The sequence below is a fragment of the Nitrobacter vulgaris genome (genome assembly GCF_002028545.1).
Taxonomy (GTDB): domain Bacteria; phylum Pseudomonadota; class Alphaproteobacteria; order Rhizobiales; family Xanthobacteraceae; genus Nitrobacter; species Nitrobacter vulgaris.
Map to the genome: position 1 here is coordinate 85,747 of NZ_MWPQ01000004.1, position 22,718 is coordinate 108,464.

The 22,718-nt window shown below is 59.7% G+C and carries 20 protein-coding genes and 2 pseudogenes; 15 read left to right on the top strand and 7 right to left on the bottom strand.

The genetic code is table 11. The annotated features are described in order from the left end of the window. Window positions 1-158: 158 nt before the first annotated feature. The 3 genes from B2M20_RS01735 (at window position 159) to B2M20_RS01750 (ending at window position 2,590) form a co-directional block, all read left to right on the top strand. Complete coding sequence (locus B2M20_RS01735) at window positions 159-914, top strand: DUF1223 domain-containing protein (RefSeq protein WP_079445405.1); 756 nt, start codon at window positions 159-161, stop codon at window positions 912-914. 411 nt (window positions 915-1,325) lie between these two features. Next, window positions 1,326-1,697 carry a DUF2794 domain-containing protein gene (locus tag B2M20_RS01745; protein WP_079445377.1) on the top strand — a complete coding sequence of 124 codons (372 nt, stop codon included), beginning with the start codon at window positions 1,326-1,328 and terminating at the stop codon, window positions 1,695-1,697. A gap of 200 nt (window positions 1,698-1,897) precedes the next feature. After that, complete coding sequence (locus tag B2M20_RS01750; protein WP_244553377.1) at window positions 1,898-2,590, top strand: hypothetical protein; 693 nt, start codon at window positions 1,898-1,900, stop codon at window positions 2,588-2,590. 63 nt (window positions 2,591-2,653) lie between these two features. On the opposite strand, the gene B2M20_RS01755 is transcribed toward B2M20_RS01750, so the two are convergent. After that, window positions 2,654-3,721 carry a glycosyltransferase family 4 protein gene (locus B2M20_RS01755; protein WP_079445378.1) on the bottom strand — a complete coding sequence of 356 codons (1,068 nt, stop codon included), beginning with the start codon at window positions 3,719-3,721 and terminating at the stop codon, window positions 2,654-2,656. Between the two features lie 291 nt (window positions 3,722-4,012). Between B2M20_RS01755 and B2M20_RS01760 the strand changes: the two genes are divergently transcribed. The 4 genes from B2M20_RS01760 to B2M20_RS01775 all read left to right on the top strand — a co-directional run bounded on the left by B2M20_RS01760 (window position 4,013) and on the right by B2M20_RS01775 (window position 9,966). Next, window positions 4,013-5,776 (top strand): ABC transporter ATP-binding protein, encoded by a 1,764-nt coding sequence (locus B2M20_RS01760; RefSeq protein ID WP_079445379.1) that lies wholly within the window; start codon window positions 4,013-4,015, stop codon window positions 5,774-5,776. Between the two features lie 71 nt (window positions 5,777-5,847). Beyond that, window positions 5,848-8,052: an amylo-alpha-1,6-glucosidase gene (locus B2M20_RS01765; RefSeq protein WP_079445407.1), complete on the top strand. Its 2,205-nt coding sequence runs from the start codon at window positions 5,848-5,850 to the stop codon at window positions 8,050-8,052. 63 nt (window positions 8,053-8,115) lie between these two features. After that, window positions 8,116-8,625, top strand: a complete 510-nt coding sequence (locus B2M20_RS01770) for a PRC-barrel domain-containing protein (RefSeq protein WP_079445380.1) — start codon at window positions 8,116-8,118, stop codon at window positions 8,623-8,625. A 90-nt stretch (window positions 8,626-8,715) separates the two neighbouring features. After that, window positions 8,716-9,966, top strand: coding sequence for an MFS transporter (locus B2M20_RS01775; RefSeq protein ID WP_079445381.1), 1,251 nt, complete (start codon window positions 8,716-8,718; stop codon window positions 9,964-9,966). A gap of 36 nt (window positions 9,967-10,002) precedes the next feature. Here B2M20_RS01775 and B2M20_RS01780 read toward each other — a convergent pair whose 3' ends face one another. Both B2M20_RS01780 and B2M20_RS01785 read right to left on the bottom strand, forming a co-directional pair. After that, complete coding sequence (locus tag B2M20_RS01780) at window positions 10,003-12,000, bottom strand: carbohydrate porin (RefSeq protein ID WP_079445382.1); 1,998 nt, start codon at window positions 11,998-12,000, stop codon at window positions 10,003-10,005. A 339-nt stretch (window positions 12,001-12,339) separates the two neighbouring features. After that, window positions 12,340-13,158 carry a creatininase family protein gene (locus B2M20_RS01785; protein WP_079445383.1) on the bottom strand — a complete coding sequence of 273 codons (819 nt, stop codon included), beginning with the start codon at window positions 13,156-13,158 and terminating at the stop codon, window positions 12,340-12,342. A 231-nt stretch (window positions 13,159-13,389) separates the two neighbouring features. On the opposite strand from B2M20_RS01785, the gene B2M20_RS01790 reads away from it, so the two are divergent. From B2M20_RS01790 to B2M20_RS01805, 4 genes are read left to right on the top strand one after another with little or no spacing between them, the layout of a single operon-like run. Then, window positions 13,390-14,427: an ABC transporter substrate-binding protein gene (locus B2M20_RS01790; protein WP_079445384.1), complete on the top strand. Its 1,038-nt coding sequence runs from the start codon at window positions 13,390-13,392 to the stop codon at window positions 14,425-14,427. 12 nt (window positions 14,428-14,439) lie between these two features. Beyond that, window positions 14,440-15,246 (top strand): ABC transporter ATP-binding protein, encoded by an 807-nt coding sequence (locus B2M20_RS01795; protein WP_079445385.1) that lies wholly within the window; start codon window positions 14,440-14,442, stop codon window positions 15,244-15,246. After that, on the top strand, window positions 15,243-16,079 hold the full coding sequence (locus B2M20_RS01800; protein WP_079445386.1) for an ABC transporter permease: 837 nt from the start codon (window positions 15,243-15,245) through the stop codon (window positions 16,077-16,079). The genes B2M20_RS01795 and B2M20_RS01800 overlap by 4 nt, the downstream gene beginning before the upstream one ends. Continuing rightward, window positions 16,079-16,822: an AprI/Inh family metalloprotease inhibitor gene (locus B2M20_RS01805; RefSeq protein ID WP_079445387.1), complete on the top strand. Its 744-nt coding sequence runs from the start codon at window positions 16,079-16,081 to the stop codon at window positions 16,820-16,822. The genes B2M20_RS01800 and B2M20_RS01805 overlap by 1 nt, the downstream gene beginning before the upstream one ends. Window positions 16,823-16,902: 80 nt before the next feature. Here the strand turns inward: B2M20_RS01805 and B2M20_RS01810 are convergent. From B2M20_RS01810 to B2M20_RS01820, 3 genes and pseudogenes are all read right to left on the bottom strand, one after another. Further along, window positions 16,903-17,067 (bottom strand): annotated as a pseudogene (locus tag B2M20_RS01810) (JAB domain-containing protein); the annotation flags it as partial. Window positions 17,068-17,337: 270 nt separating this feature from the next. Beyond that, the gene (locus B2M20_RS01815; protein ID WP_079445408.1) at window positions 17,338-17,580 is read right to left on the bottom strand and encodes a helix-turn-helix domain-containing protein; all 243 of its coding nucleotides are present in this window, start codon (window positions 17,578-17,580) and stop codon (window positions 17,338-17,340) included. A gap of 191 nt (window positions 17,581-17,771) precedes the next feature. Next, window positions 17,772-18,035: a helix-turn-helix transcriptional regulator gene (locus B2M20_RS01820; protein ID WP_079445389.1), complete on the bottom strand. Its 264-nt coding sequence runs from the start codon at window positions 18,033-18,035 to the stop codon at window positions 17,772-17,774. Between the two features lie 172 nt (window positions 18,036-18,207). Between B2M20_RS01820 and B2M20_RS01825 the strand changes: the two genes are divergently transcribed. From B2M20_RS01825 to B2M20_RS01840, 4 genes are all read left to right on the top strand, one after another. Further along, window positions 18,208-18,555, top strand: a complete 348-nt coding sequence (locus B2M20_RS01825) for a hypothetical protein (protein ID WP_079445390.1) — start codon at window positions 18,208-18,210, stop codon at window positions 18,553-18,555. A gap of 248 nt (window positions 18,556-18,803) precedes the next feature. Beyond that, the gene (locus tag B2M20_RS01830) at window positions 18,804-19,055 is read left to right on the top strand and encodes a helix-turn-helix domain-containing protein (protein WP_079445391.1); all 252 of its coding nucleotides are present in this window, start codon (window positions 18,804-18,806) and stop codon (window positions 19,053-19,055) included. Then, on the top strand, window positions 19,055-20,362 hold the full coding sequence (locus B2M20_RS01835) for a type II toxin-antitoxin system HipA family toxin (RefSeq protein WP_079445392.1): 1,308 nt from the start codon (window positions 19,055-19,057) through the stop codon (window positions 20,360-20,362). Before B2M20_RS01830 ends, B2M20_RS01835 begins: the two co-directional genes overlap by 1 nt. Window positions 20,363-20,704: 342 nt before the next feature. Next, complete coding sequence (locus B2M20_RS01840) at window positions 20,705-22,648, top strand: P-loop NTPase family protein (protein WP_139372808.1); 1,944 nt, start codon at window positions 20,705-20,707, stop codon at window positions 22,646-22,648. Here the strand turns inward: B2M20_RS01840 and B2M20_RS18875 are convergent. Continuing rightward, window positions 22,632-22,718: pseudogene (locus tag B2M20_RS18875) on the bottom strand (IS5/IS1182 family transposase); the annotation flags it as partial. The gene B2M20_RS01840 and the pseudogene B2M20_RS18875 sit on opposite strands and share 17 nt — an antisense overlap.

Genomic DNA, 22,718 nt, shown 5'->3' on the forward strand with positions numbered 1-22,718 from the left:
GACGATGTCAAATCGGTGCACTCATGCATGATGCCTTCACCGCGAATTGAGTGGCGGGCAAGCCAGGGGCAGCCTATCAAAATGCCGGCTTCTCGCATGTGGAGGCGTGCTTTTCCTTCATGCCGCCGGCACATTTCGTGCCGCTGTCTTGGTGGTTGATGATGTCTCGTGGTGTTTTGTCGCGACTGTCCGGAGCGCTCGGCGTTTGTGCGCTTGTCGCGATCAGTCGTCCCGCTTTGGCGGAGCCGCGCGCCGTGGTCGAACTGTTCACGTCGCAGGGCTGCTCCTCATGCCCGGCCGCCGACGAGATTCTTGGCGATCTTTCCAAGGATCCTTCGATCGTAGCACTGAGTATGCCGATCGATTACTGGGATTATCTCGGCTGGAAGGATACGCTGGCAGACAATCGCTTCACGGCGCGCCAGAAAGCCTATTCGCAGATGCGCGGCGACCGCGATGTCTACACGCCGCAGGTGATTGTCAATGGATCGGCCCATGTGATCGGCAGCGATCGCGAAGCCATCGAAAGGTCGGTCCGCGATACGCGGAAAAACCAGGATGTAATGTCGGTGCCGGTTTCAATGTCGGTGTCGGGTAGTCAGCTCAATGTGTCGGTCGCATCCGCCAACGGCAACCATCCCTCCGATCACGGCGAAATCTGGATATGCGCGATTTCGAAGGCGGTTCCGATTGCGATCGGGCGCGGAGAAAATAGCGGCCGCGAAGTGATCTACCACAACGTCGTTCGGAGCTGGCTCAAGGTCGGTGACTGGACGGGCGAGGCCGGTACCTGGGCGGTGCCGATGGAGAATATCGCTTATAATGGCGTCGATGCCGCGGTCGTCTATGTTCAGGACGGCAATCGCGAAAAGCCTGGTGCGATGCTAGGTGCGGCTTACACCTTGCTGCATTGATTTTCCGAGTCCCGGCTCCGCGTGATAAACGCGTCACGCCTCCTAGTCGGGGATGCTCTGAAAAGAAAAAGGACCGGCTTTGGCCAGTCCGCAATTGTCGGAACTCAAGTTCTGCGATTAGGCCCGATCCTGATGATCCCGGGGGGCTGGGGGCTGAGGATCCGGTCCCAAAAGAATCGGGCCATCGCAGAGCATGTTTTTTCGCAGCTCAGCGGGGCGGTTGCTTGACGGAATTTGGGCTGTATTATGATTTTGGCTAACGTTCTTGTTTAGCGGCCGTCATAGCGGGTGTTCTGATTCGCTTGCGTCAGGAACCAGCTATCCTGCGCCACTTGCGAGACAAGAGGTGAGACCTCTTGCGGCAAGTCGCATCCGGGACGAGGATGTCATCAACCTTGACAGGAGGTGCCGATGAGTTCGCTGCCGGACGATTTCGATCCAGGGGAAAGCCGCCCGACGGAACGCGCCCCCGCCGTTGTTCCCGTTCCAATCAGAGTGACGTTCAACCGTCTCGAACTCAATCGAATCCTCAATCTATATGGACGGATGGTCGCCGACGGCGATTGGTGCGATTATGCCATTGACTTCTTCAAGGACCGCGCAGTGTTCTCGGTCTTCCGCCGTGCCTCTGAGGTTCCGATTTATCGTATCGAGAAAGATCCGCGGCTGGCGCGCAAACAAGGCGCCTATAGCGTGATCTCAGCAAGTGGTCTTGTTCTGCGGCGCGGTCACGAACTTGACCGGGTTCTGCTTGTCATCGACCGCAAACTGGCGCTGGTCTGATTCGGCGGCGTCGGTCGGACACTCGCCTGCGTGTATTTTGCGGCATGAGGGAGCCTCCTTTAGCCTAGAAGCGGAAAGCCGTCGACCCTTGGAACTGTCGCTTTCCCACGGCCACCGAAAATCAAAAGCGGGATAAACCTCAATCCGGGCTGACAAGACAGCGATTTTTCCCGAGAATCGTTCGATCGGGAAAGCGATGGATGAGGTTGTTGGCGGTGGCTGGCGCGAGAAGACTTCTGGCCGGTTTTGCAATTGTCTCCGCCATGGCGCTGGTCTCCGTCGATGCCCATGCGGGGTGGTGGTCGCGCGCGCCGGTTGACTTCGAGGATTGCGCGGCGGGCGCCGAAAAGAATGCGACCTCGTCCGAGGAAAAGGGCAGACGGCTCACGGCATGCGAGGCCCGATTCGCCGGCCGGCGGAAGCCCGGCGGAGGCTACACTTATTACGACTTCATGCAGAACCGGCATTTCGACATTGCGGGGCCGAACCCGACGACGGAAGAGCAAAGGCACATCGATGAGCAATATGCTGCTTTTCTCAAGGATCAGCGGCGCAGCATCATCGCGGCGGCGTTTTTCCAGAAGCGGCAACAGGCCGAGCAGGCCAATGCCACGCCCGTGGCTAGCGACAAAGCAGACCCGGTCAATATCAGGCTGGCGCCGGCGCCGAAAACGCCTGTAAAGCGCCTCGCCGTGCTTCCGCGCCCGCGCCCGAAGGCGGCTCCTCATTGTGGGGACGATATTTTGTCAGCCTGCAACTGGTCGAGAATTTCAACCGGCGTGCAGGACCTCAAAAACGCTCTCTTCGGTTCTCTCGCGAAGACGAGCACGAACGATGCTCAGGCCGTTCGTGCTCATCTGCCTGCTAAACCGCCGGTTCAGACCGCCAAATGAATCCTGGGCGATGGCGCGGTGATCGCTGTGTACCGCCATGCCATCAGTCACGTCGCAAGGGTCTTAGTTGGCGTTGCTAACCAGCTTGATCCTCGGCGTCGTAGCCTCGATCAGGCTGCGATAGGCGTCCAGATAATCCAGCGCCATACGCCGCGCCGTAAAGCGTGCCTCGAACTCCGCCCGGATGGCCGCGCGATCGAGCGTTGCCAGGCCGTGGACGGCGGCAACCGCGCTGATCTCGTCCTCGACAATAAAGCCCGTTCGCCCGTCCGAAATGATTTCGGCGACGGAGCCGCGATTGTAGGCAATAACGGGCGTACCGCACGCCATCGCCTCGATCATAACCAGACCGAAAGGTTCAGGCCAGGCAATCGGCACCAGCAGCCCGATGGCGCCGCTGAGGAAGTCCGGCTTTTCATGGTCGCTGATCTCGCCAATAAATTCCACCAGCGGATGATCCATCATCGGTCGGATGCATTCATCGTAATAATCCTGGTCCGCGCGATCGACCTTTGCGGCGATCTTGAGCGGGATGCCGCATCGAATCGCGATCCTGATTGCACGGTCTACGCCTTTCTCCGGAGCGATGCGGCCGAGCACGGCAAGATAGCTCGGTTGGCCGGGGCGGGGTGTCAGCAGTTTCTCCGGAAGACCGTGGTAAACAGTACGGAGCCAGCGGGCCTGGGGCGCCGGGCGGCGTTGTGCGTTGGAGATTGAAATCAAGGGAATTGATGAAAACTCGTTGAATACAGGCTGGAGCTCTGGAAGATCGAGGCGGCCATGCAGCGTCGTGAGAAAGGGCGTCGGTTGCCTCGAAAACAGGGAGAAGGGATAGTAGTCGAGGTGAAAGTGGAGAAAGTCGAACTCTCCATCGTCGCATTTCCGGCGGACCCGTTCTAGCATCACCATATGCAGGGCGTTCGGATCGCGCACGGCACCATCCAGCCGCAAGGCTCTCGGCCAGGTCGCATCCAGACGAGCCGAGGTGAGAGAATCGCCGCTGGCGAAAAGAGTTACGTCGTGGCCCAACGCGACAAGTTCCTCCGTCAACCAGTGCACCACACGTTCGGTGCCGCCATATAATTTCGGGGGAACGGCTTCCGTTAGCGGGGCAACCTGCGCGATGCGCATCTAGCAGTCTCCTGTGATTTGTTCATGTCACTTCCGGTCAGCGGGTGGAGGCATCGGGGTTTATCGGGATTCAGGAACGTTCTCGGATTTGAGAGGTTCCTATCTTCTGCGCAACTTCTTCCACATTGTCGTCTTGGTGATGCCATCACTGCCTTGCAAACAGCCTATGCAGGCTTTGCAACGAAGTTTCTGCGCATTGACGGCTTTTCTGAGGGTCTTGTGCGGCATTGTCGAACAGGATCCCGAGCAGACGACCTCTGGTGAACTTTCAACGCAGCTCGGTAGGAATGCATGGACGATTTCTCGGGATACGCCAGTCGGCCCTTTGCATTCGTGATGGGTTATTGCCGCCGGCGGTCAGCGTCGCACATTGGGATCCTTTTGTGCGTCGTGGCTGCGGTGGTGTGTTCAGTGGGGACGCAATACGGCGTCAAATCGCTGGTCGATGCGCTGGCGCACGGGCCAGCGCATAGCGGGGCGGTATGGCTGGCGTTTATCTTTCTTGTGTCGCTGATCGCCGCCGACAATTTTCTCTGGCGCGTGGCGAGTTGGGTCGCGAGTTTCACTTTTGTTGGCGTCACCGGCGACTTGCGCCGCGATATCTTCAAGCACCTGACGGGTCATGCGCCGAGTTACTTCGCCAATCGGATGCCGGGGATGCTAACAAGCCGGATCACAGCGACCTCGAACGCCGTGTTTACCGTCGAAAATATGCTCGCCTGGAATGTGTTGCCGCCCTGCATCGCGACCATCGCCGCGATTGCGCTGATTGGAACCGTCAGTCTGCCGATGGCGGGCGGGCTGATGATCATGGCGGGCATCATGGTCGTCGCGATGTTCAAAATGGCGGCGGCGGGCAAACCCTTGCATGACGATTTCGCCAACAAGGCCGCGGCGGTTGATGGCGAGATGGTCGATGTCGTCAACAACATGCCGCTGGTCAGGGCTTTTTGCGGGATTGATCACGAGCATGATCGTTTCGATGCGACCGTCGGCCGCGAGCTGAGCGCGCGCGGACGAAGTCTTCGCTATCTCGAGAAACTCAGGGTCACCCACGCCGCCATCACCGTCGTGCTGACCATTTCGCTGCTGGCCTGGGCCATCACGCTGTGGCAGCGCGGCGGTGCCACCACCGGCGATGTCGTTCTTGTCTGCACGCTCGGCCTGTCGATTCTGCATGCGACCCGCGATTTGGCGGTCGCCCTCGTGGATATCACCCAGCATATCGCGCGCCTGTCTGAAGCGGTCGCGACGCTGCTGATCCCGCACGAATTGACCGATCACCCGGAAGCGGAGCCGTTGCAGAAAAGCGGTGCGGCTATCGGGTTCAACAACGTTTCGTTTCGTTACCCCGGTAGTCCATCCGTTTTCAGGCGGTTCAACCTTAGGATTCAGCCGGGGCAACGCGTCGGATTGGTTGGAGAATCCGGCGGCGGCAAGTCGACGCTGTTCGTCCTGTTGCAGCGGTTCTACGATCCTGAGCGCGGAAGCGTAACGATCGACGATCAGGATATCTCGCGAGTTACGCAGCAGAGCCTGCGCGCAGCCATATCTGTGGTGCCGCAGGATATTTCACTGTTTCACAGATCCATTCTGGAGAACATCCGCTACGGCCGTCCGACCGCAACCGACGACGAGGTGCTGCGCGCGGCCATCGCGGCGCGTTGCGATTTCGTCGAAACCCTACCCGAAGGGCTGGCGACTATGGTCGGCGATCGCGGCGTAAAACTGTCTGGCGGCCAGCGTCAGCGCATCGCCATCGCGCGCGCGTTCCTCAAGGATGCGCCGATCTTGCTGCTTGACGAGGCGACCTCGGCGTTGGACAGTGAATCCGAAGAGGCGATCCGCGAGGCGCTCGGCCATTTGATGCGAGGCCGCACAGTGATCGCGATCGCGCACCGGCTTTCGACCTTGCGCAATTTCGATCGCGTGGTCGTGCTCAAGAACGGCAAGATCATCGAAGACGGCCAACCTGCTTGTCTGATGCGCAAAGACGGACACTATCGGAATCTCGTCGCCAAGGAGATGAGCCGCCTCTCTGTTCACGCGGCTTAAAGTCCTGATCGTTGTCAAGCGCCGGGCGCTGGCCGGCGCCGCACGATCAGGAATTCGGCAAGGGGCAGGTGATGGCAACAAAACGCGCGGCTCAGATCACGATCACGCCGTTGTCCGATATTCTAGCGGTGGAATCGCCGTTCTATATTCCGATGACCGGGCCCTCCGCCCGTCCGCGCCGCACGTTGAAGCACGATGATACGTTCGTTGTGCTGGATAGCCACGGCGATATCGGAGCTTCCGCGGGGGGACCCGACGGGCTTTTCAATACCGACACGCGCTATCTTGCCCGGCTGGAGTTGGTTCTCAACGACATGCAGCCGCTGCTGCTTGGCTCCAATCTGCGCAACGATAATTCCGGCCTGACGGTCGATCTGACCAATCCGGATATCTACGACGGCGACCGGCTCGTATTCCGCAAGGATACGATACATATCGTGCGCACGATCTTTCTCTGGCGCGGGATCGCGTATCAGAGGATCGGCATTCAGAACCATGGCGAGCAGACCGCGAGCTTCGATCTCTCCCTGCTGTTCGACAACGATTTCGCTGATCTGTTCGAGGTGCGCGGCGAACGACGTGCGCGCCGCGGCGTCGGCAGCGGCGAACTGTCCGGTCCCGCCACCGTCGTTCTGTCCTACGTCGGTCTCGATGATATCGTTCGGACCTCGCGCCTGCATTTCGATCCGCGGCCGACGCGCCTTGCCGTCAATAGTGCGATCTATCACCTCGATCTGCCGCCGCAGCAGTCCACCGCCATATTCCTTACCGTGTCCTGCAACACGCCGGCAACGGAGGTGCCCGGTCCGTTCTTTCGGGGATTGCTGGCGCATCGCCGTGAAATGCGACGCGCATGGTCGGGTGCGACAAATATCGAAACCTCGAACAACATCTTCAACGAGGTGCTGTGCCAGTCGATGGCCGATCTGAATATCCTGATGACGCAGACGCCGCACGGCCGCTATCCCTATGCCGGGATCCCCTGGTACTCGACGACGTTTGGGCGGGACGGACTGATAACGGCGTTGCAGATGTTGTGGATTGACCCCGGCATCGCACGCGGCGTTCTCAGAAGGCTCGCGGCGTTTCAGGCACAGGCCGTCGATCCCCTCGCGGACGCGGAGCCGGGAAAGATTCTTCACGAAATGCGCGGCGGAGAAATGGCCGCGTTGCGTGAGGTACCGTTCGAGCGATACTACGGCAGTGTCGATTCGACGCCGCTGTTCGTGCTGTTAGCGGGGCTTTACGTCGAACGCACGGGCGACGAATCCATCCTGGATGAGTTGTGGCCGGCGATCGAGGCTGCGCTGGGCTGGATTGACGGCCCCGGCGATCCGGATGGCGACGGATTCGTTGAGTACCGGTGCGCGTCCGAACAGGGGCTCGCCAATCAGGGCTGGAAGGATTCATTCGACGCGATCTTTCATGCCGACGGCACGCTTGCTGAGGGCAATATCGCACTGGCGGAGGTGCAGGGTTATGTCTTCGCCGCCAAGCGATCGGCGGCGCGATGCGCGCGTGCTCTCGGTCTCACCGACCGCGCCCGTGAACTGGAGCGCGCGGCCGATCGTTTGGCGGCCCGGTTCGAGGAGGCATTCTGGTTGCCGGATTTGCGCACCTACGCGCTGGCGCTCGATGGGAAGAAACGCCCCTGCAAAGTGCGGACGTCGAACGCCGGACAATTGCTGTTCACCGGTATCGTCCAGGAAGACCGGGCGCGGATGGTCGCCGCCGATCTGATGCGGCCGGCGTTTTTCACCGGATGGGGAATTCGTACCGTTTCTATCGGGGAAGCGCGTTACAATCCGATGTCCTATCACAATGGCTCGATCTGGCCGCACGACAACGCGCTGATAGCGCTCGGGCTCGCGCGATATGGTCTCAAGCACTCGGTTGAGCACGTTTTCAAGGGCCTGTTTGATGCGGCTTCCTATATGGATTTGCGGCGGCTGCCGGAACTGTTCTGCGGCTTCCGGCGTGAGCCGCGGCGTGGGCCTACGCTCTATCCCGTCGCCTGTTTGCCGCAGGCGTGGGCGAGCGCCACGCCTTTCACGCTGCTGGAAGCCGCGCTGGGTCTGGAGTTCGATGCTGCAAGGAACGAGATAAGGCTGCGCAACCCGCGGCTTCCCGCATTCCTAAACGAGGTGATCCTGCGTGGGCTGCATCTCGGCGAATCTAGTGTTGATCTGCGTCTGCGCCGTCATGATGAGGACGTGTCGCTCGAAGTATTGCGGACGCGAGGCCACATTCAGGTGTCGATCGTGATGACGCGCTAGGACGGACGGTCGCAAGGAATTGACCGCGTACGTAGGCATCGCGGGTTTTGACAGCGAGGATTCATGTCTCGAAATGTCCCGACGAGCGTCGTTGTTTTGATGGCTGCCGCCCTGATCTGCGCTGTCCCAAATGCGATGGCCGACGACACCGGTTCGCCGCCGGCGAATCCCGCCCCCGCCAACCCGCCGGCCGCTGCAAAACCCTCGGGCGAGACAACAGCGCCGCCATCGATCACCGTGATCAGTCCCGCCGATGCCCATGGCGTGCTGGGACGCGACGTGCGGAGCACGGGCGGTCAGAACATGGGGCGGATCGTCGAGGTGATCGTGGATCGGGCAGGCGTGGTTCGCGCCGCCGTAATTGATTTTGGCGGCTTCCTCGGGGTCGGCAGCCGGAAGATCGTGGTCGACTGGAACGCGCTCCACTTTGGCGGGGTTAAGGGCAAGAGCGACAGCATTAGCCTCGAACTGACGCAGGACCAGGTGAGGGCGGCGCCGGAATACAAGGAAGGCGCGTCGGTTGTGGTGCTGGGCGCGTCGGGAACGCTGCAGCCCCTCAATATCGGTCCTTGATCAGGAGGATATCCGATCTGTTTTGCGCGAGGGGCCCGTCGATCGGCCGATCCGGATAGTGCGCGCCCGCGGCGGGCGGGCGCAGAGGACGTGAGTCCGTCGCCGGTGGCAAGCGCGCGGGGCCATCATCCCTCGGCGCAAAGCCAGCGCGGCCTCGACTGGTTCATCTTCTTCCTTGCAGACGTGCAGACCGGATTCGGTCCCTTCGTCGCGGTCTATCTCACCACGCAGAAGTGGACGCAATCCGAGATCGGACTGATCCTGTCGATCGGCGGGATCATCGGGCTGATCGGTCAGATGCCGGGTGGTGCCGTCATCGATGCGGCCCGCTCGGAGCGTCTGGTCGCAGGGCTTGCTGTCGCCACGATCGGTCTCAGCGCGCTCGCCTACGCGGCGTGGCCGATCTTTCCGGTAATCGCGCTAGCGGCGATCCTGCATGCCGCGGCGAGTTGCGTGCTTGGACCTGCGATAGCCGCCATCAGCCTCGGACTTGTGGGACCGGAAGCGATCGGCGAGAGACTCGGACGCAACGCGCGCTACGCATCGCTTGGCAATGGCGTGGCTGCGGGGGTGATGGGTGTCGTCGGATACCTGCTATCGAGCCGCGCCGTGTTCGTGGTGAGTTTCGTGTTTGTGATCGCGACGCTGCTTTCGCTGGCGCGAATCCGCGATCGGGAGATCGATCCGGAACAGGCCCATGGTGCCATTGCGCGCGCGAAGCCGGATCCCGATGCGACCAGCATCGTGCATCTTCTGCATCAGCGGCCGCTGGTCGTTTTTGCCTGCGTGGTTTTCCTGCTTCAGTTTGCCAATGCGGCCATGCTGCCCCTGACGGCGGGTATCGTGACCGCACGCTCGAGTCAGGGTGCGCCGATGCTGATTGCGCTCTGCATCATCGTTCCGCAAGCGATCGTCGCTCTGATATCACCTTCCGTCGGCCGCAAGGCGCAGGTATGGGGACGCCGCCCGCTACTCATGATTGCCTTCGCCGCGCTGGCCGCTCGCGGAACGTTGTTTGCGACGATCCACGATCCGTCGCTGCTGGTCGCTGTGCAGGTGCTGGATGGCATCACGGCTGCGGTTTTCGGCGTCATGATTCCCCTCATTGTCGCCGATGTTGCCTTCGGTTCAGGTCACTTCAACCTTGCGCAGGGCATCATCGGCACGGCCACCGGAATAGGCGCGTCGCTCAGCAACATGGTTGGCGGCTACGTGAGCGATCATTTCGGACATGGCATCGCGTTTCTGCAATTGGCCGCTGTCGCGTCATTGGGCTTGCTTGTGGTCTGGGCCCTCATGCCGGAAACCCGCCTCGCGGAGGGAGCGAAGCAAGGGTCGTAAGGTGAAAAACCCGATAGCTCCCGAAAGAAACTATTTTCAAAACTCGCCGTGCAGCCGCCCGGAGAATACATGCACGGGGCCGCGGTCGGCGTTGTAGGCGGGGTTCGTAACAAGCTGATAGTCGGCGGTCAGCGTGAACCATTTGTTCAGCGCATAGGCATAGTACGTTTCCAATATGCGCTCGCGGCTGTAATTGAGCTGGCCGTCGCCGATGAGAATGCCAAGGCCGCCGGCTGCGAGGAAGTCGCGATGATCCCGTGACAGACCGTTGATCGCGCCGCCGATGCCGATCACGTCGTCCGGCCGGCCCCATCGTGTGCCCTTGATCGAGGTTCCCAGCGAGAGGCTGGCGTCGATGTCGGTGAACGCCATGATCTCGGTCTTGCCGTCATTCCAGCTCCAGCGTCCGAATAGCCCGACGTCGTCAGTGACGACCTGCTCGACGCTGAAGACGTACCCGTACTTGATACGCCCGGTACGAGTCAGCGCGATATTGAGATTGAACGCGGGGTTGTTCAGCGTGTCACGATAGCTGCCCATATAGGCGCTGTTGAGCCAGCCGATGGCGCGGAGCTTGCCCGGCTGGCCCAGCAGCGAATAGCGCGTCTCCAGTTCCAGCAGATACTCGCCGCGCTGAAACAGGTTTGAATCGAAGCTGTTGGAGTTCGATTCAGAAACCATCAGAAAATAGCCGCCGCGGAGCGCCCATTGTTTCTGATTGAGTTCGGCGGTGGCGCCGTAGCTCAGGCCAACCTTGTCTGCGGAGTAGTCGAAGGCGCCCGGCGCCCACAGCGCCCAGTTCATGAAGTCCTTGCGGGTGTCCTTGGCGAAGTCGTTGCCGTCGAACACGTCGAGAACAGCGAACTTGCCGGCTTGCAGCGTCAGCCGCGAGATATCGGCCTTGTCCGACAATTGGGTTGGTCCGTTGTCCAGCTCTTCCTGCTCGCCACCGAGGCCGAAGGTCTGGCGTGCGAACAGCCGAGTGGTGTTGTAGTGCGGATAAGGAAAGTTGGACCTTTGCGCCTCGCCGTTTGTAAAACCCGCTATGCCAACAGTGTCGTTGAAGCCAAAACCCTGAAGCAGCTCGGGGTTATAATAGACTTCGCCGCCGTCCCATAGCCGCGCGTTCAGAAACAGGCTGTTGCTCCAGGTCGCCTTATATTGGGAGGCAGGCGTCAGGCTGTTGCTGCCGCTGTAGGGCGCGGCGAAAGATGGATAACCTTGGCCGAGGTAAGTGGTCTGGCCGTGAATTTCCCAGCGATCCGATTCGGGATCGGTGAGTGAGGCCGCCGAAAGGTTGGCGCTGGCCGGGTTTAGATCGAGCTTGCGGTTTAGGCCGACGCGGACCGACTGAAAATCCATGGTCGCGGTGTATTGCGCAGCCGACGGAAACTGAACGCTTGTTCCGTCGAATCGGTAGTAAAGATATTCAAGCCTTGCGCTCCAGTGCGGCGCGAAAGCGTATTCAAGCCCCGCGCCAGCGGTCCAGCCATAACGGGCGCCCAGTGTTTTCTCCCGATCGCCCGACGGCAGATCGTTCAGATAACGCTCACCGGCAAAGGCAAAGCCGCCGGTGGTATAGGCAAGCCACGGACCCGTGGCGTAGCCGATCCGGCCGCGTGCCGATCCGATGAAGTCCCACTGGTGCGTGACGTCGGAGCGCGCTGTCGCGAGCTTTGAGACAATCGAATTTGATTCGATGTAGCTCGGAAATGAGATGTCGGCTTCGGTGCCGAGCAGTAGTCCCGAGGGGAGCCAGAGGTTGTAGCCGCCCTGAACGCCGCCGATCAGCCCGCCGAAATCGTTGCGGCCAGTGACCCGTGCGGGGTCCGAGATTGCGGCGGCCGATCGGCCGCCGCCGAATCCAGCATGGGCGCCAAAATAGAGACCGGTCCAGTCGACAAGCGGCTGGGCCATGGCTTTGGCCGGTTGGCGGGATACACCGACATCGGCGGCACCGGCCGTGCCGATCAGCGTGCCCAGCACCACGCCGGCCAGCATAAGCCGTAGCAGGACCGGCCGGACTGCATTCATTGGACCGTTTGCTCAGACCGGTAAGGCACCGTGGTGGTCATTGTCGCCCCATTCGACCGCGCCCCATTTCGACCGTAATGCGCCACAGGTCTCCTCGGGTGGCAAGGCGATGGCCGATCCGCGACCAATTTGATACCGCCATTCTGCCTTCGATCCGTCTGCGGACCAGGTCCAGTTAAAATTATTCCCGGTTATTATTGCAACTAATTTGCAATAGCAAATATGCAACAAAGCATGACGATACATCCCATCTCCTGATGACACCGGTGCGACCCAGCCCTCTAGGAGGCACTGCGATGACGTGAAGGCCAGGCCGAGGTTATTATAGGCGTGAGCAAGTCACGTCGGATCGCGCGGGCCAGCTTTGAGCTGTGCCGGATCGAACCTCGCCATGTCGGCCAGCAATTCGCAGAAAGCGCGTGCGCCATGTTCGAGCAGCCGCTCGCCTTTCTTCGCGGAGGCCTGCGTCGCATCACCCACCGCGCCACTCGGGTGAAGGTCCTGCGTCTGCCAGGCAAACGGCGCGGGCCGCTGCGTGCCGAGCCAGCGATAGGTCTTCTCAATCGCGATGCTCGCGGGGCGGAAGTCGGCGATGCTGTCGCGACGGACCTCGGCGGGATAGCGCGCCAGCATGATCGAGGTTTCGACCGCGCCGCCGTGAATGCCGTGGCGCAACTCCTCCGCATCAAACAGGCCATCCGGTACGCCGAAGCGTGACCATGCGGTGGTGACCGCGAGCATACGATGTCGCGCGCGCAAGTCCTGCGCCACCATCGTCATCGCGGCGCTGTTGCCGCCATGACTGGACACCATCACGATCTTTCTGATTCCGCGCCGCGCCGCCTCCTCGCCGAGCGTGGTCCAGGCCCTGAGCGCTGCCTCGCCGGTCAGCGTCTGGGTGCCCGGAAAATCCATGTGCTCAGTAGAAATGCCGACGGGCTGCACTGGCAGAAAGGTCGCGGGTGTATCCTGTGGCAGCAATTCGCGGACCTTTGCAATATAGGCGTCTGCGATCAGCACGTCGGTCGTAAGCGGCAGATGTGGCCCGTGCTGCTCGGTTGCGGCCAGGGGCAGCACCGCGATCCAGTTTGCGGCGTTCTCGGGTGCAACGCCGGGCCAATGGATGGTCAACCAGTCGAAGGGGGGCGTCCGGATCATCTCGCGCAGCGTTTCATTGAACGGGAACGCAGATTATAGCGTTTCGAGCAACGTGGACACCGTTTCGCGTGAAAACACGCGTTCAAATCCAAACCATAAAGCCTGCTTCTGTTTCTTCAGAAACCGAAAGGCTCTAAGTTGATGTGTCCGATCAAGACCGTGGGCCGACCAGCGGGCGCGCCGGTGCCGGTCGATTCCTGTCATGGGCCATAAAGATCGAGGAGCCGAAGGATGAGCCTTGCCGTTTCGCTGCGAACGCTAACCGCCGCAATCGTGCTTGCGCTTGGCATCATGCCATCGGCCAAGGCTGAACCGGCGCTGGACAAAGTTTCCTTTGGCACGAACTGGGTCGCCGAGGGCGAGCACGGCGGTTTCTTTCAAGCCCTGGCCGATGGCACCTACAAAAAATTCGGTCTGGACGTGACCATCGTTCCGGGTGGCCCTAATGTGAACAACCGGGTTCTCCTGATTGCCGGCAAGCTCGACTTCTTCATGACCGCGAACACCATGCAGTCGTTCGATGCGGTTGCCAATAACGTGCCCGTCGTGGCGGTCGCTGCGATGTTCCAGAAAGATCCGCAGGTCTTTCTCGCGCACCCGGAATCGAAGGTGACAAAAATCGACGATCTGAAGCCACTCACCTTGTTTGTGTCAAAGGAAGGCATCGCCAGCTATTTTCAGTGGCTCAAATCAGAACATGGATTCAGTGCGGAGAAGGTCAAACCTTATACCTTCAACGCTCAGCCCTTTCTCGCCGATAAACGAAGCGCGATGCAGGGCTACGTCACCTCAGAGCCATATGCGGTGGAGAAGCGGGCTGGCTTCAAGCCGACCGTGATTCTGCTCGCCGACGCCGGATTCAACCCATATTCGACGTTGATCGAAACCCGCCGCGATCTGGTGGAGAACAAACAGGATCTGGTGCAGCGCTTCGTCGACGCCTCGATCGTCGGCTGGTATACCTACCTCTACGGCGACAACGCCGCAGGCAATGCCACGATCAAGAAGCTCAATCCAGAAATGACCGACGACCTCTTGGCGTATTCCGTGGCGAGAATGAAGGAGTATGGAATCGTCGATTCGGGCGACTCCCGGCGCGATGGCATCGGCGCCATGAACGACGCGCGCTATGCGAGCTTCTTCGACATGATGGTGCGGGCCGGCGTGGTACGCCGGGACATCGATTTCCGCAAGGCCTACACGCTGCAGTTCGTCAACAAAGGCGTCGGCCTCGATCTGCGGCCTAAAAACTTGCAGCCCGAGAAATAGCACCCGTCGCCGATGATCGAGCACGCAACAGCGTTGTCCGCAGCCGGCACAGGCCCGCGCGCGGGAGACGCGGTGAGCCTGAAGGGCGTCACGAAACGCTATGACCGCGGCGTCGCGGCGCTGGGGCCTGTCGATTTCAATGTGCGCAGCGGCGATTTCGTATCGCTGCTCGGGCCGTCCGGCTGTGGGAAATCGACCGCGCTGCGGATCATCGCCGGATTGAGCGATCCAACCTCCGGCACGGTTTGCGTTGCCGGCGGCAGGCGCTCCATCGGCTTCGTATTTCAGGAGCCGACGCTCATGCCATGGGCCAGCGTTCGCGACAACGTGGCGCTGCCGCTGAAACTGACGCACCGTCCGCGTGCCGACATCGGCGGCTGCGTCGAGGCTGCTCTGGCGCGGGTGGGCCTTGCAGAGTTCGCCGCCGCCTATCCGCGCGAACTGTCCGGCGGCATGAGGATGCGGGCATCACTCGCCCGCGCCCTCGTCACTGACCCGGACGTTCTGTTGATGGACGAACCTTTCGCGGCGCTCGACGAGATCACCCGCTTCCGCCTCAACAACGATCTGCTCGCGCTGTGGCGCGATTTGCGCAAGACCGTCATCTTCGTCACGCATTCGGTGTTTGAGTCGGTCTATCTCGCGCGCCGCGTCGTGGTGATGACGCCGCGTCCCGGCCGCATCAGCGCCGAGTACTGCATCGACACGCCCGAGCCGAGGGACGAGAACTTCAGAACTTCGGCGGAATACGGAGCGTATTGCCGTGAGGTGTCGGCTGCGTTGTCACTGGCCATGGGCAAGGGAGCGCGTCGCCGATGACGGCATCCAACCCATCGGCGCCGGCCGACAATGAGCCATCACAGAGCGCTCGGGGGACGCCGGTGGCACGCGTGCTGTTGCCGGTGATCGTGTTGGGGGCTGGCGTCCTGGTATGGCATTGGATCGTGGATACCTATGAGATTCCGCCCTATGTGCTGCCTGGCCCAGTGCTGGTGGCGGCGACGCTGGTGGAAGACTGGCCGGTCCTGTGGCACTCGCTGCTGACAACCTTACTGACCACGGTGGAGGGCTTTGCCGCCGCCGCCGCAGGCGGGATCGTGCTGGCGCTGCTGTTCAACCAATCGAAATGGCTGGAACAGGCCTTCCTGCCCTATGCGATCGTCCTGCAGGTCACGCCGGTGATCGCGATTGCGCCGCTCCTTTTGATCTACCTGCCGCAGCAGACCGCGGTCGTCGTTTGTGCCTGGATCGTCGCGTTCTTTCCGGTGCTGTCAAACACCACGCTCGGCCTGAACTCGGTCGACCGCAGTCTCGTCGGCCTGTTTCAACTCTACGGGGCATCGCGGCTGCAGACGCTGCGTTATCTCAAACTGCCGGCGGCTCTGCCGTACATTCTCGGCGGTTTACGTATTGCCGGCGGCTTGTCGTTGATCGGCGCGGTGGTTGCGGAAATCGCGGCGGGTTCGGCCGGCGCCGGGTCGGGTCTGGCCTACAGAATTGCGGAGTCCGGCTACCGGCTCAACATTCCGCGCATGTTCGCGGCGTTATTGTTGCTCTCTGTGGCTGGCATTGTCATTTATATGTTCCTTGCGACAGTGTCGCATCTGATGTTGCGGCGCTGGCACGAAAGCGCGCTCGGGAGGGAAAACTGATGGCCGCGCCTGTCTCCCTGGACAAGATCGATGGCGGCAGCACGCCAATGTGGCGGAAGCGGAGACCTGTTCTTGTCGTTGTGGCGATGTTGATGGCCTACGGACCGGCCGCATCGGCGCAGGATGCATCCGCCTTGAAAAAAAACATGATCGGGCAGTGGGAGTTGTCCACGACCGAACGCAGCAAAACCTGCGTGGTGACGCTCAGGGGCGAGACGTCGCCGCAGGGTTTCAAGGTCGATCTTGAGCCGGGCTGTGCGGCGTCGCTACCGTTTACGAAGGACATTGCGGCCTGGACTGTCGCGGGCCTCGATATCGTGCGCTTGCAGACCGCGACCGGAGAGCCGGTGGTCGATTTCACCGAAGTCGAGAGCGGAATTCTCGAAGGCCGGCGGGAGAATGAAGGCATTTACATCCTGCAAAATCTCGCCGAGGCCCGTTCGCTCGCCAGATCGATGGACCAGATGATTGGCGACTGGACGTTCGTCCGCGGCAACGGTAAGCCGATCTGCGGCATCACGCTGACGAACACCGAAGTCCCACCGGATAATTTCCAGGCATTCCTTAAACCCAAATGCGATGAGGCGATCGCGAACCTCAAGCCAGAGGTCTGGCGTCTCGAGCGCGGTGAAATCCTTCTGATGTCGGCGAGCGGCGAGACCTGGCACTTCCAGGCCGACGACAACGCACAGTGGCGGCTGGTTCCCGATAGCACCGATCCGCTGATTCTCATGCGGCAGTAGCCCTGGCTACCGTTCGGATGGGTGGTCCGTCCGGTCGCTGTGATGCACCCCACGGTGCACGCACGGCTTGGCGTTCTTCGCTAGATCAGCCGCAACCCTTTCAGACTGGCGTGGCCGTTCTTGCCGACAATGATGTGGTCATGCACGGAGATCCCGAGCGGTGACGAAATGTCGATAATCGATTTGGTCATTTGGATGTCGGCTTGCGATGGCGTCGGATCCCCGGAGGGATGATTATGGACCAACCTGTGAAATTTAGAAAATTGTTATATTTCAATAGGATATATAACGGCGCAAATGAGGTGGTGCCGGTATCTGGTGTCTGTAACTCGCGCCAATTCGGGACAATCCCGGTGTAACCCGGACAACCCCTCAAGTGCCCGCATTCGCATGCTGCTGCACGAACTCCACATCGGTCTATCCCATTTTAGGCGAGCACGGATCAGAACAGGAGCTGACCTTGATTGACGATGGCAAACCGCATCCATCGTCAATCGAAGGCCAGCCCTGTCCATTCAGTCCACCGCTCCCTCGGTGTCGTTGGCGCCTAAGGACGCAGTTGATATGCGCTTACAGGAAATCAGGTTTGAACGATCCCATCGCTCCAACTCCTCGATCGGGTATAGGATCGCTTTGCCAATTTTGACGAATGACGGACCGATTCTCTTCGATCGCCAGTTGCGTAGCGTACCCTCGCTAACCTGGTTGCGATAACGCTCGACGACCTCTTCTAGGGTCAAATAGGCAGGAACAGACACAATTTCTCCATAGCTCCAGTAGTTGTGCAACGGCCTGCTGCACAAATGTGTATGAGGCGGATGAGCAGGATTGACCTCGCTGCGCTTGGCGCTGGACAATTCCGTGATCACGCCGGTTATCGGGGAGTCCGACATCGGACTCGAGGCTCGCGGCTGCTTCTCGACGGAGTGACCGCGAGCCCGATCGGAGCTTAGGCCTTTCGGCGAGCTGCCTGATGCTGTGGCGCAGCCGGTCGGACCGTTTTGCTATTCGGATCGGACGTTGAACTCACTGTCCCCGAATCCGCCCATTGTTGCAGGTCGGCGAGCGCATACACTACCCGACCGCCGAGCTTGCGGTAGATCGGGCCTGTTCCATAGGTCCGATGCTTCTCTAGTGTTCGCGGCGACAGTCCGAGGAACATTGCGGCCTCGCGGGTACGAAGATAACGCGGCGGAATGACGGGTGGCTGCATATCGATAACTCCTTTGTTTCGTGGGCCGGAACGGCCTGCGACCAGGTGGTTTTACGATTTCACTGGAAAGAACTGTCCGCTGGCGAAGTGTCGAGTGCAGCTGCTCACGCTTCAATTTAATTGTTTCATCCCCTCTTCAGCGGAGCTAAAGAGACGAGAACCATGGAGGCGGATGTTCCCGTTCTTCGATAAAAGCGATTTTGCAGGCGTTCCAAGCCAGCGCTCCAAGCGACCGATCAAGGAATTTGAAGCCGCCATTGATCGCGCGATTGGAGAGCTGGTGAGAGCCGATGGTGCATGTGGCGTCGATCTCTGGTCGGCGTTGGCCAACGTTCGATGGCATGCATCGAATGGGGCCGTTGTTTCCTACTCTTTTCGAGAAGCGGCCACACTTGTCGCCTGGGTACGTGAAGAGGGTGACTACATCTTGTGGTATTGCAGTGGACCTCCGGGCGTGGTGGCGCCATGGATCGGTGAAGCAATGGCCGTTAAAGGCTGGAGTTGGACCGCTTCCGACTGATCGCGCTCTTCGCTGGCGAGGATCATTCTCCCGCGCGATACCGTGCTCCGGTCCGGGGCAGGTAGAGGTGATTAAGCCGCGCTGAATATTCAATTGAGAACCCGCGGACCAGTGCGAGCGTGCTGAATTATACGCTAAGAGGTATTTATCTGCGTTATACGTTATGACGTATATAGGTATTTATTCTCTGAAGCGTATATTGACATTTATCCTCTAGAGCGTATACAGCGTGCTCAGAGAGGTGCGCCGTGGACCAGATCGCCCGAACGCCTAAGCAAATCGGAGATGCCATCCGCCGGCAGCGCCGCAAGCTCGGCCTGAACCAGACTGGCGTCGGGGACAAGACAAAGCTACGGCAGGCAACCATCTCAGCCGTCGAGAGTGGCGCCCTCGGGACCCAGCTCGGGACGCTTTGCGACATTCTCGCGGCGCTTGACCTCGAGTTTGTTATCCGTCCCAGGACGAAGGCAAAGCCGGCCGAGATCGAGGACATCTTCTGATGGCCCGCCCGCGTCGGCACATCCCGCTTAATGTCTTCCTGAATGGCCGCCTCGTCGGGCGGCTGAACAGGCAATCCAGCGGTGCAATCGACTTTCAGTACGATCTGTCCTGGCTTGCGTGGGAGCATGCGCTGCCCGTGTCGCTATCTCTGCCTCTGCGTGAGGACCGCTATATCGGTGCGCCTGTCATCGCCGTCTTCGACAATCTCCTGCCGGATAGCATGCCCATCCGCCGCCGCATGGCGGAGCGAGTTCACGCTCAGGGCATAGACGCTTACGACCTACTCGCTGCTGTCGGACGGGACTGCGTCGGCGCATTGCAATTCCTGCCGGACGGCATCGAACCCGGCGTCGCCGGCGCTGTCGGCGGCAAACCTATCGACGACAAGGGAATCGCCCGGCTTCTCGGTGACCTTGCATCCGCTCCCCTTGGACTTGGCGAGGATGAGGACTTTCGGATATCGATCGCCGGCGCCCAGGAAAAGACCGCACTGCTGTTCTGGAACGGGCGTTGGTACAAGCCGCTGGCGACTACGGCCACGACGCACATCCTCAAACCGCAGATTGGCCGACTGCCGAATGGCATCGATCTATCCTACAGCGTTGAAAACGAGTTCTTCTGCCTTAAGCTGGCGGCTGCTCTTGGACTTCCGAGCGCCGCCGTCGCGATTGAGGAGTTTGAGGGTAACCGCGTGCTCGTGGTCGAGCGGTTCGATCGCCGTTGGACCAGCGACAACCGTCTCCTGCGTTTGCCGCAAGAGGATTGCTGCCAGGCCTTGTCCGTGCCGCCATCCTTGAAATACGAATCCGATGGCGGCCCCGGCATTCCGGCTATCCTCAATCTGCTGAAGGGGAGCGATCAACCGCAGGCGGATCAAGCGACGTTTCTGAAGGCCGTGATGGCCTTCTGGCTGCTCGGTGCCACAGATGGTCATGCCAAGAATTTCAGCGTTTTTCTCTCTCCCGGCGGCCGCTTCCGCATGACTCCGCTCTACGATGTGATCTCGGCGCAGCCCAGTCTCGACGCGGGCCAGATCAAGCGTAACAAGATGAAGTTGGCCATGGCGGTCGGTGAAAGCCGCCACTATGTCGTGGACAGCGTTATGCCCCGCCATTTTATCCAGACCGCAGCCAAGGCAGGGATTGGCGCGGGACTCGTGACCGCGATTTTCGGTGACCTGCGCACACAGGCGTCAGCAGCAGTCGAACAGGTCATCGCGTCGCTCCCGAAAGCATTTCCCGCTGAAGTCACCGATAGCATCAGCAATGGGGTCAAGGCTCGTCTCCGCAGGTTGGAGGACGCGTGATGCCAAAGATCAATGTGCTCCAGCTCCGTCGGAGTCAGCATCGCCGTCTTGGTTGCAGTGTGCTAGTGGGGTTATTTGCCGCGGTAGCGTTCGACGACTTCAGCAACGGTGAGGTAAGCAGGAGTAGACACGTATTCTCCTACGGTCGGATAATGGTGTAACAGCTTATTGCGCTCGGGCGAACGATGATGGGCAAGGCCCCGGACTTGCGCTCGGGATCGTTCCAAAACTCTTTATGCTCTCACCATGGCAAAAAAGGCTCCGAAAAGTCCAACCGTAAGTATCGTGAGCGCCTCCCGCGCGGGACACACGTTCCATGAGCGCTGGGCAGCGCGGCGAGCGATGCAATTGGTCTTCCCCAGTGATCGCTTGAAAGCGATCGCCATTGAAGGACTTTCGAACACCGAAACAGCCGATCCCGGCGCGGAAGCCGAAGACGTGGCCGATCTCGTTCTCTATTACGGAGATGGCGACAACTTTGCCACGTCGGAAGCTGTTCAGACGGCGCAATTTAAATACAGAACAATAGCCGGTGCAGTGACAGCGTCGTATCTTCGTAAGACAATCGAAAAGTTTGCCGACACAATTGTTGGCTATGAAAAGACAATACCGTCGGCTGATATCGACAAGAAACTGACCTTTGCGTTTGTCACTAATGCGGAGTTCTCGCCGGATCTATGGACAGCGATTAGCGGCCTGAAATCGGGTATAGCGCCTGCCGGAGGCGAAGCCCTAACTCAACATGACTATCTGAAAGGCCTCTGCACAAAGAAGAATGTAGATGCACAACGGCTATTCAGCCGCTGCGAATTTCACGCATCCGAGGAAACGCTTCCAGTTTTAAATAGTAACTTGAGACGCGCCATGGCTGATTGGTCAGCCGGAAATGAGCTGCGCAGCAAGTCTCGACTCTTTGAGCTGGTCGAAGTTGTTCGCGAAAAGGCCGGTCTGAAGAACAAGAACAACAACCTCATCAAACGAGAAGACGTGCTCGTCGCCTTGAGCTGTGAAGAGGAAGATCTGTTTCCGGCAGATACTCGCTTCATTGATGTGGGCGACATTGTCCCACGCGAACAATTGAACGATGCGAGCCATTTGATCGCAACGACAAGCGAACCAGTCTTCATTCATGCCGACGGCGGTGTTGGTAAAACAGTCTTTATTGGCAGCCTCGCTGCCGCGCAATCTGAAGCGTACGAGGTCATTGTATTCGATTGCTTCGGCGGAGGTGCTTATCGATCGCAGGACCAAGAGCGGCATCTGCCGCGAGTAGGATACGTACAGATCGCCAATGAGTTGGCTTCAAGAGGGCTGTGCGACCCGTTGCTTCCTGGCGACGCAGAATCCGTTGCGTTGATAAATGCACTACGCCGCCGCCTTACTCAGGCCGTTGAGACGCTGAAAGTCCAATCGAAGCGAAAGGGCGTAATGATAATCATCGATGCGGCAGACAATGCGCAAATCGAAGCTGACGACCGTAAGGACGATTCATTTCCAAGGCTTCTTCTGGCGTCACTCAGCGAAAACAGCGTCGAGGGAGTAAAGCTTGTTCTGACGGCCCGCACACATCGAATGGCTCGCGTTGTCGATCGATCAACAGTTGTACCGTTTCCGCTTCGTCCGTTTACGCAGAAAGAAGCAGAATTATATCTGGCTTCCCGCCGCGAAAATATCACGAGCGCTGAATTTGCGACCGCGTTTTCACGATCTAGCGGCAACGCGCGGGTGTTGGCTTATTTGGTTGATACTTGGGCTACGAACGTAGCGGGAAATCCAGACAAAACCGAAATCACCGTTGATCAACTCATCTCGGAGAAGTGCAACAAGATCTTCTCCGATCTTCGAATCGCTGGGTGGCTAGATTCGGATGTTCGGGAGTTTTTCTCCGCTATTTCTTTATTGCCGCCGCCCATGCCTTTGGACGAACTGGCAACCGCCTTAGGGTGGTCGATATCGCAAGTGATGAGCGCGGCTTCTGATCTGGCTCCGATGCTCGAGATCGTTCCCACGCACGGCGCGATTTTCCGCGACGAACCAACAGAAACTTATGTCCGTGATACGTATTCTAACGACACGGCTTCTCAACAAGCCATAGCGCAGCGTCTCCATGACGCACAGGTATCGTCGCAATATGCAGCGGAGGCTCTGCCTGGGTTCTTGGTAGCAATCAAGGACGGTGCTCGGGCTTATGCTTTGGCGGATTCGACACGGTTTCCGACTTTAATTCAGTCGGACTTCGGACGGCGGCGTTTGACACTAGGGTCCGGACTCATAACCAGTAACTGACCAGCGCAGCGATGCAGACGGCTGCGAGGAAATTGATTGCGAGACGATCATATCTGGTGGCGATGCGGCG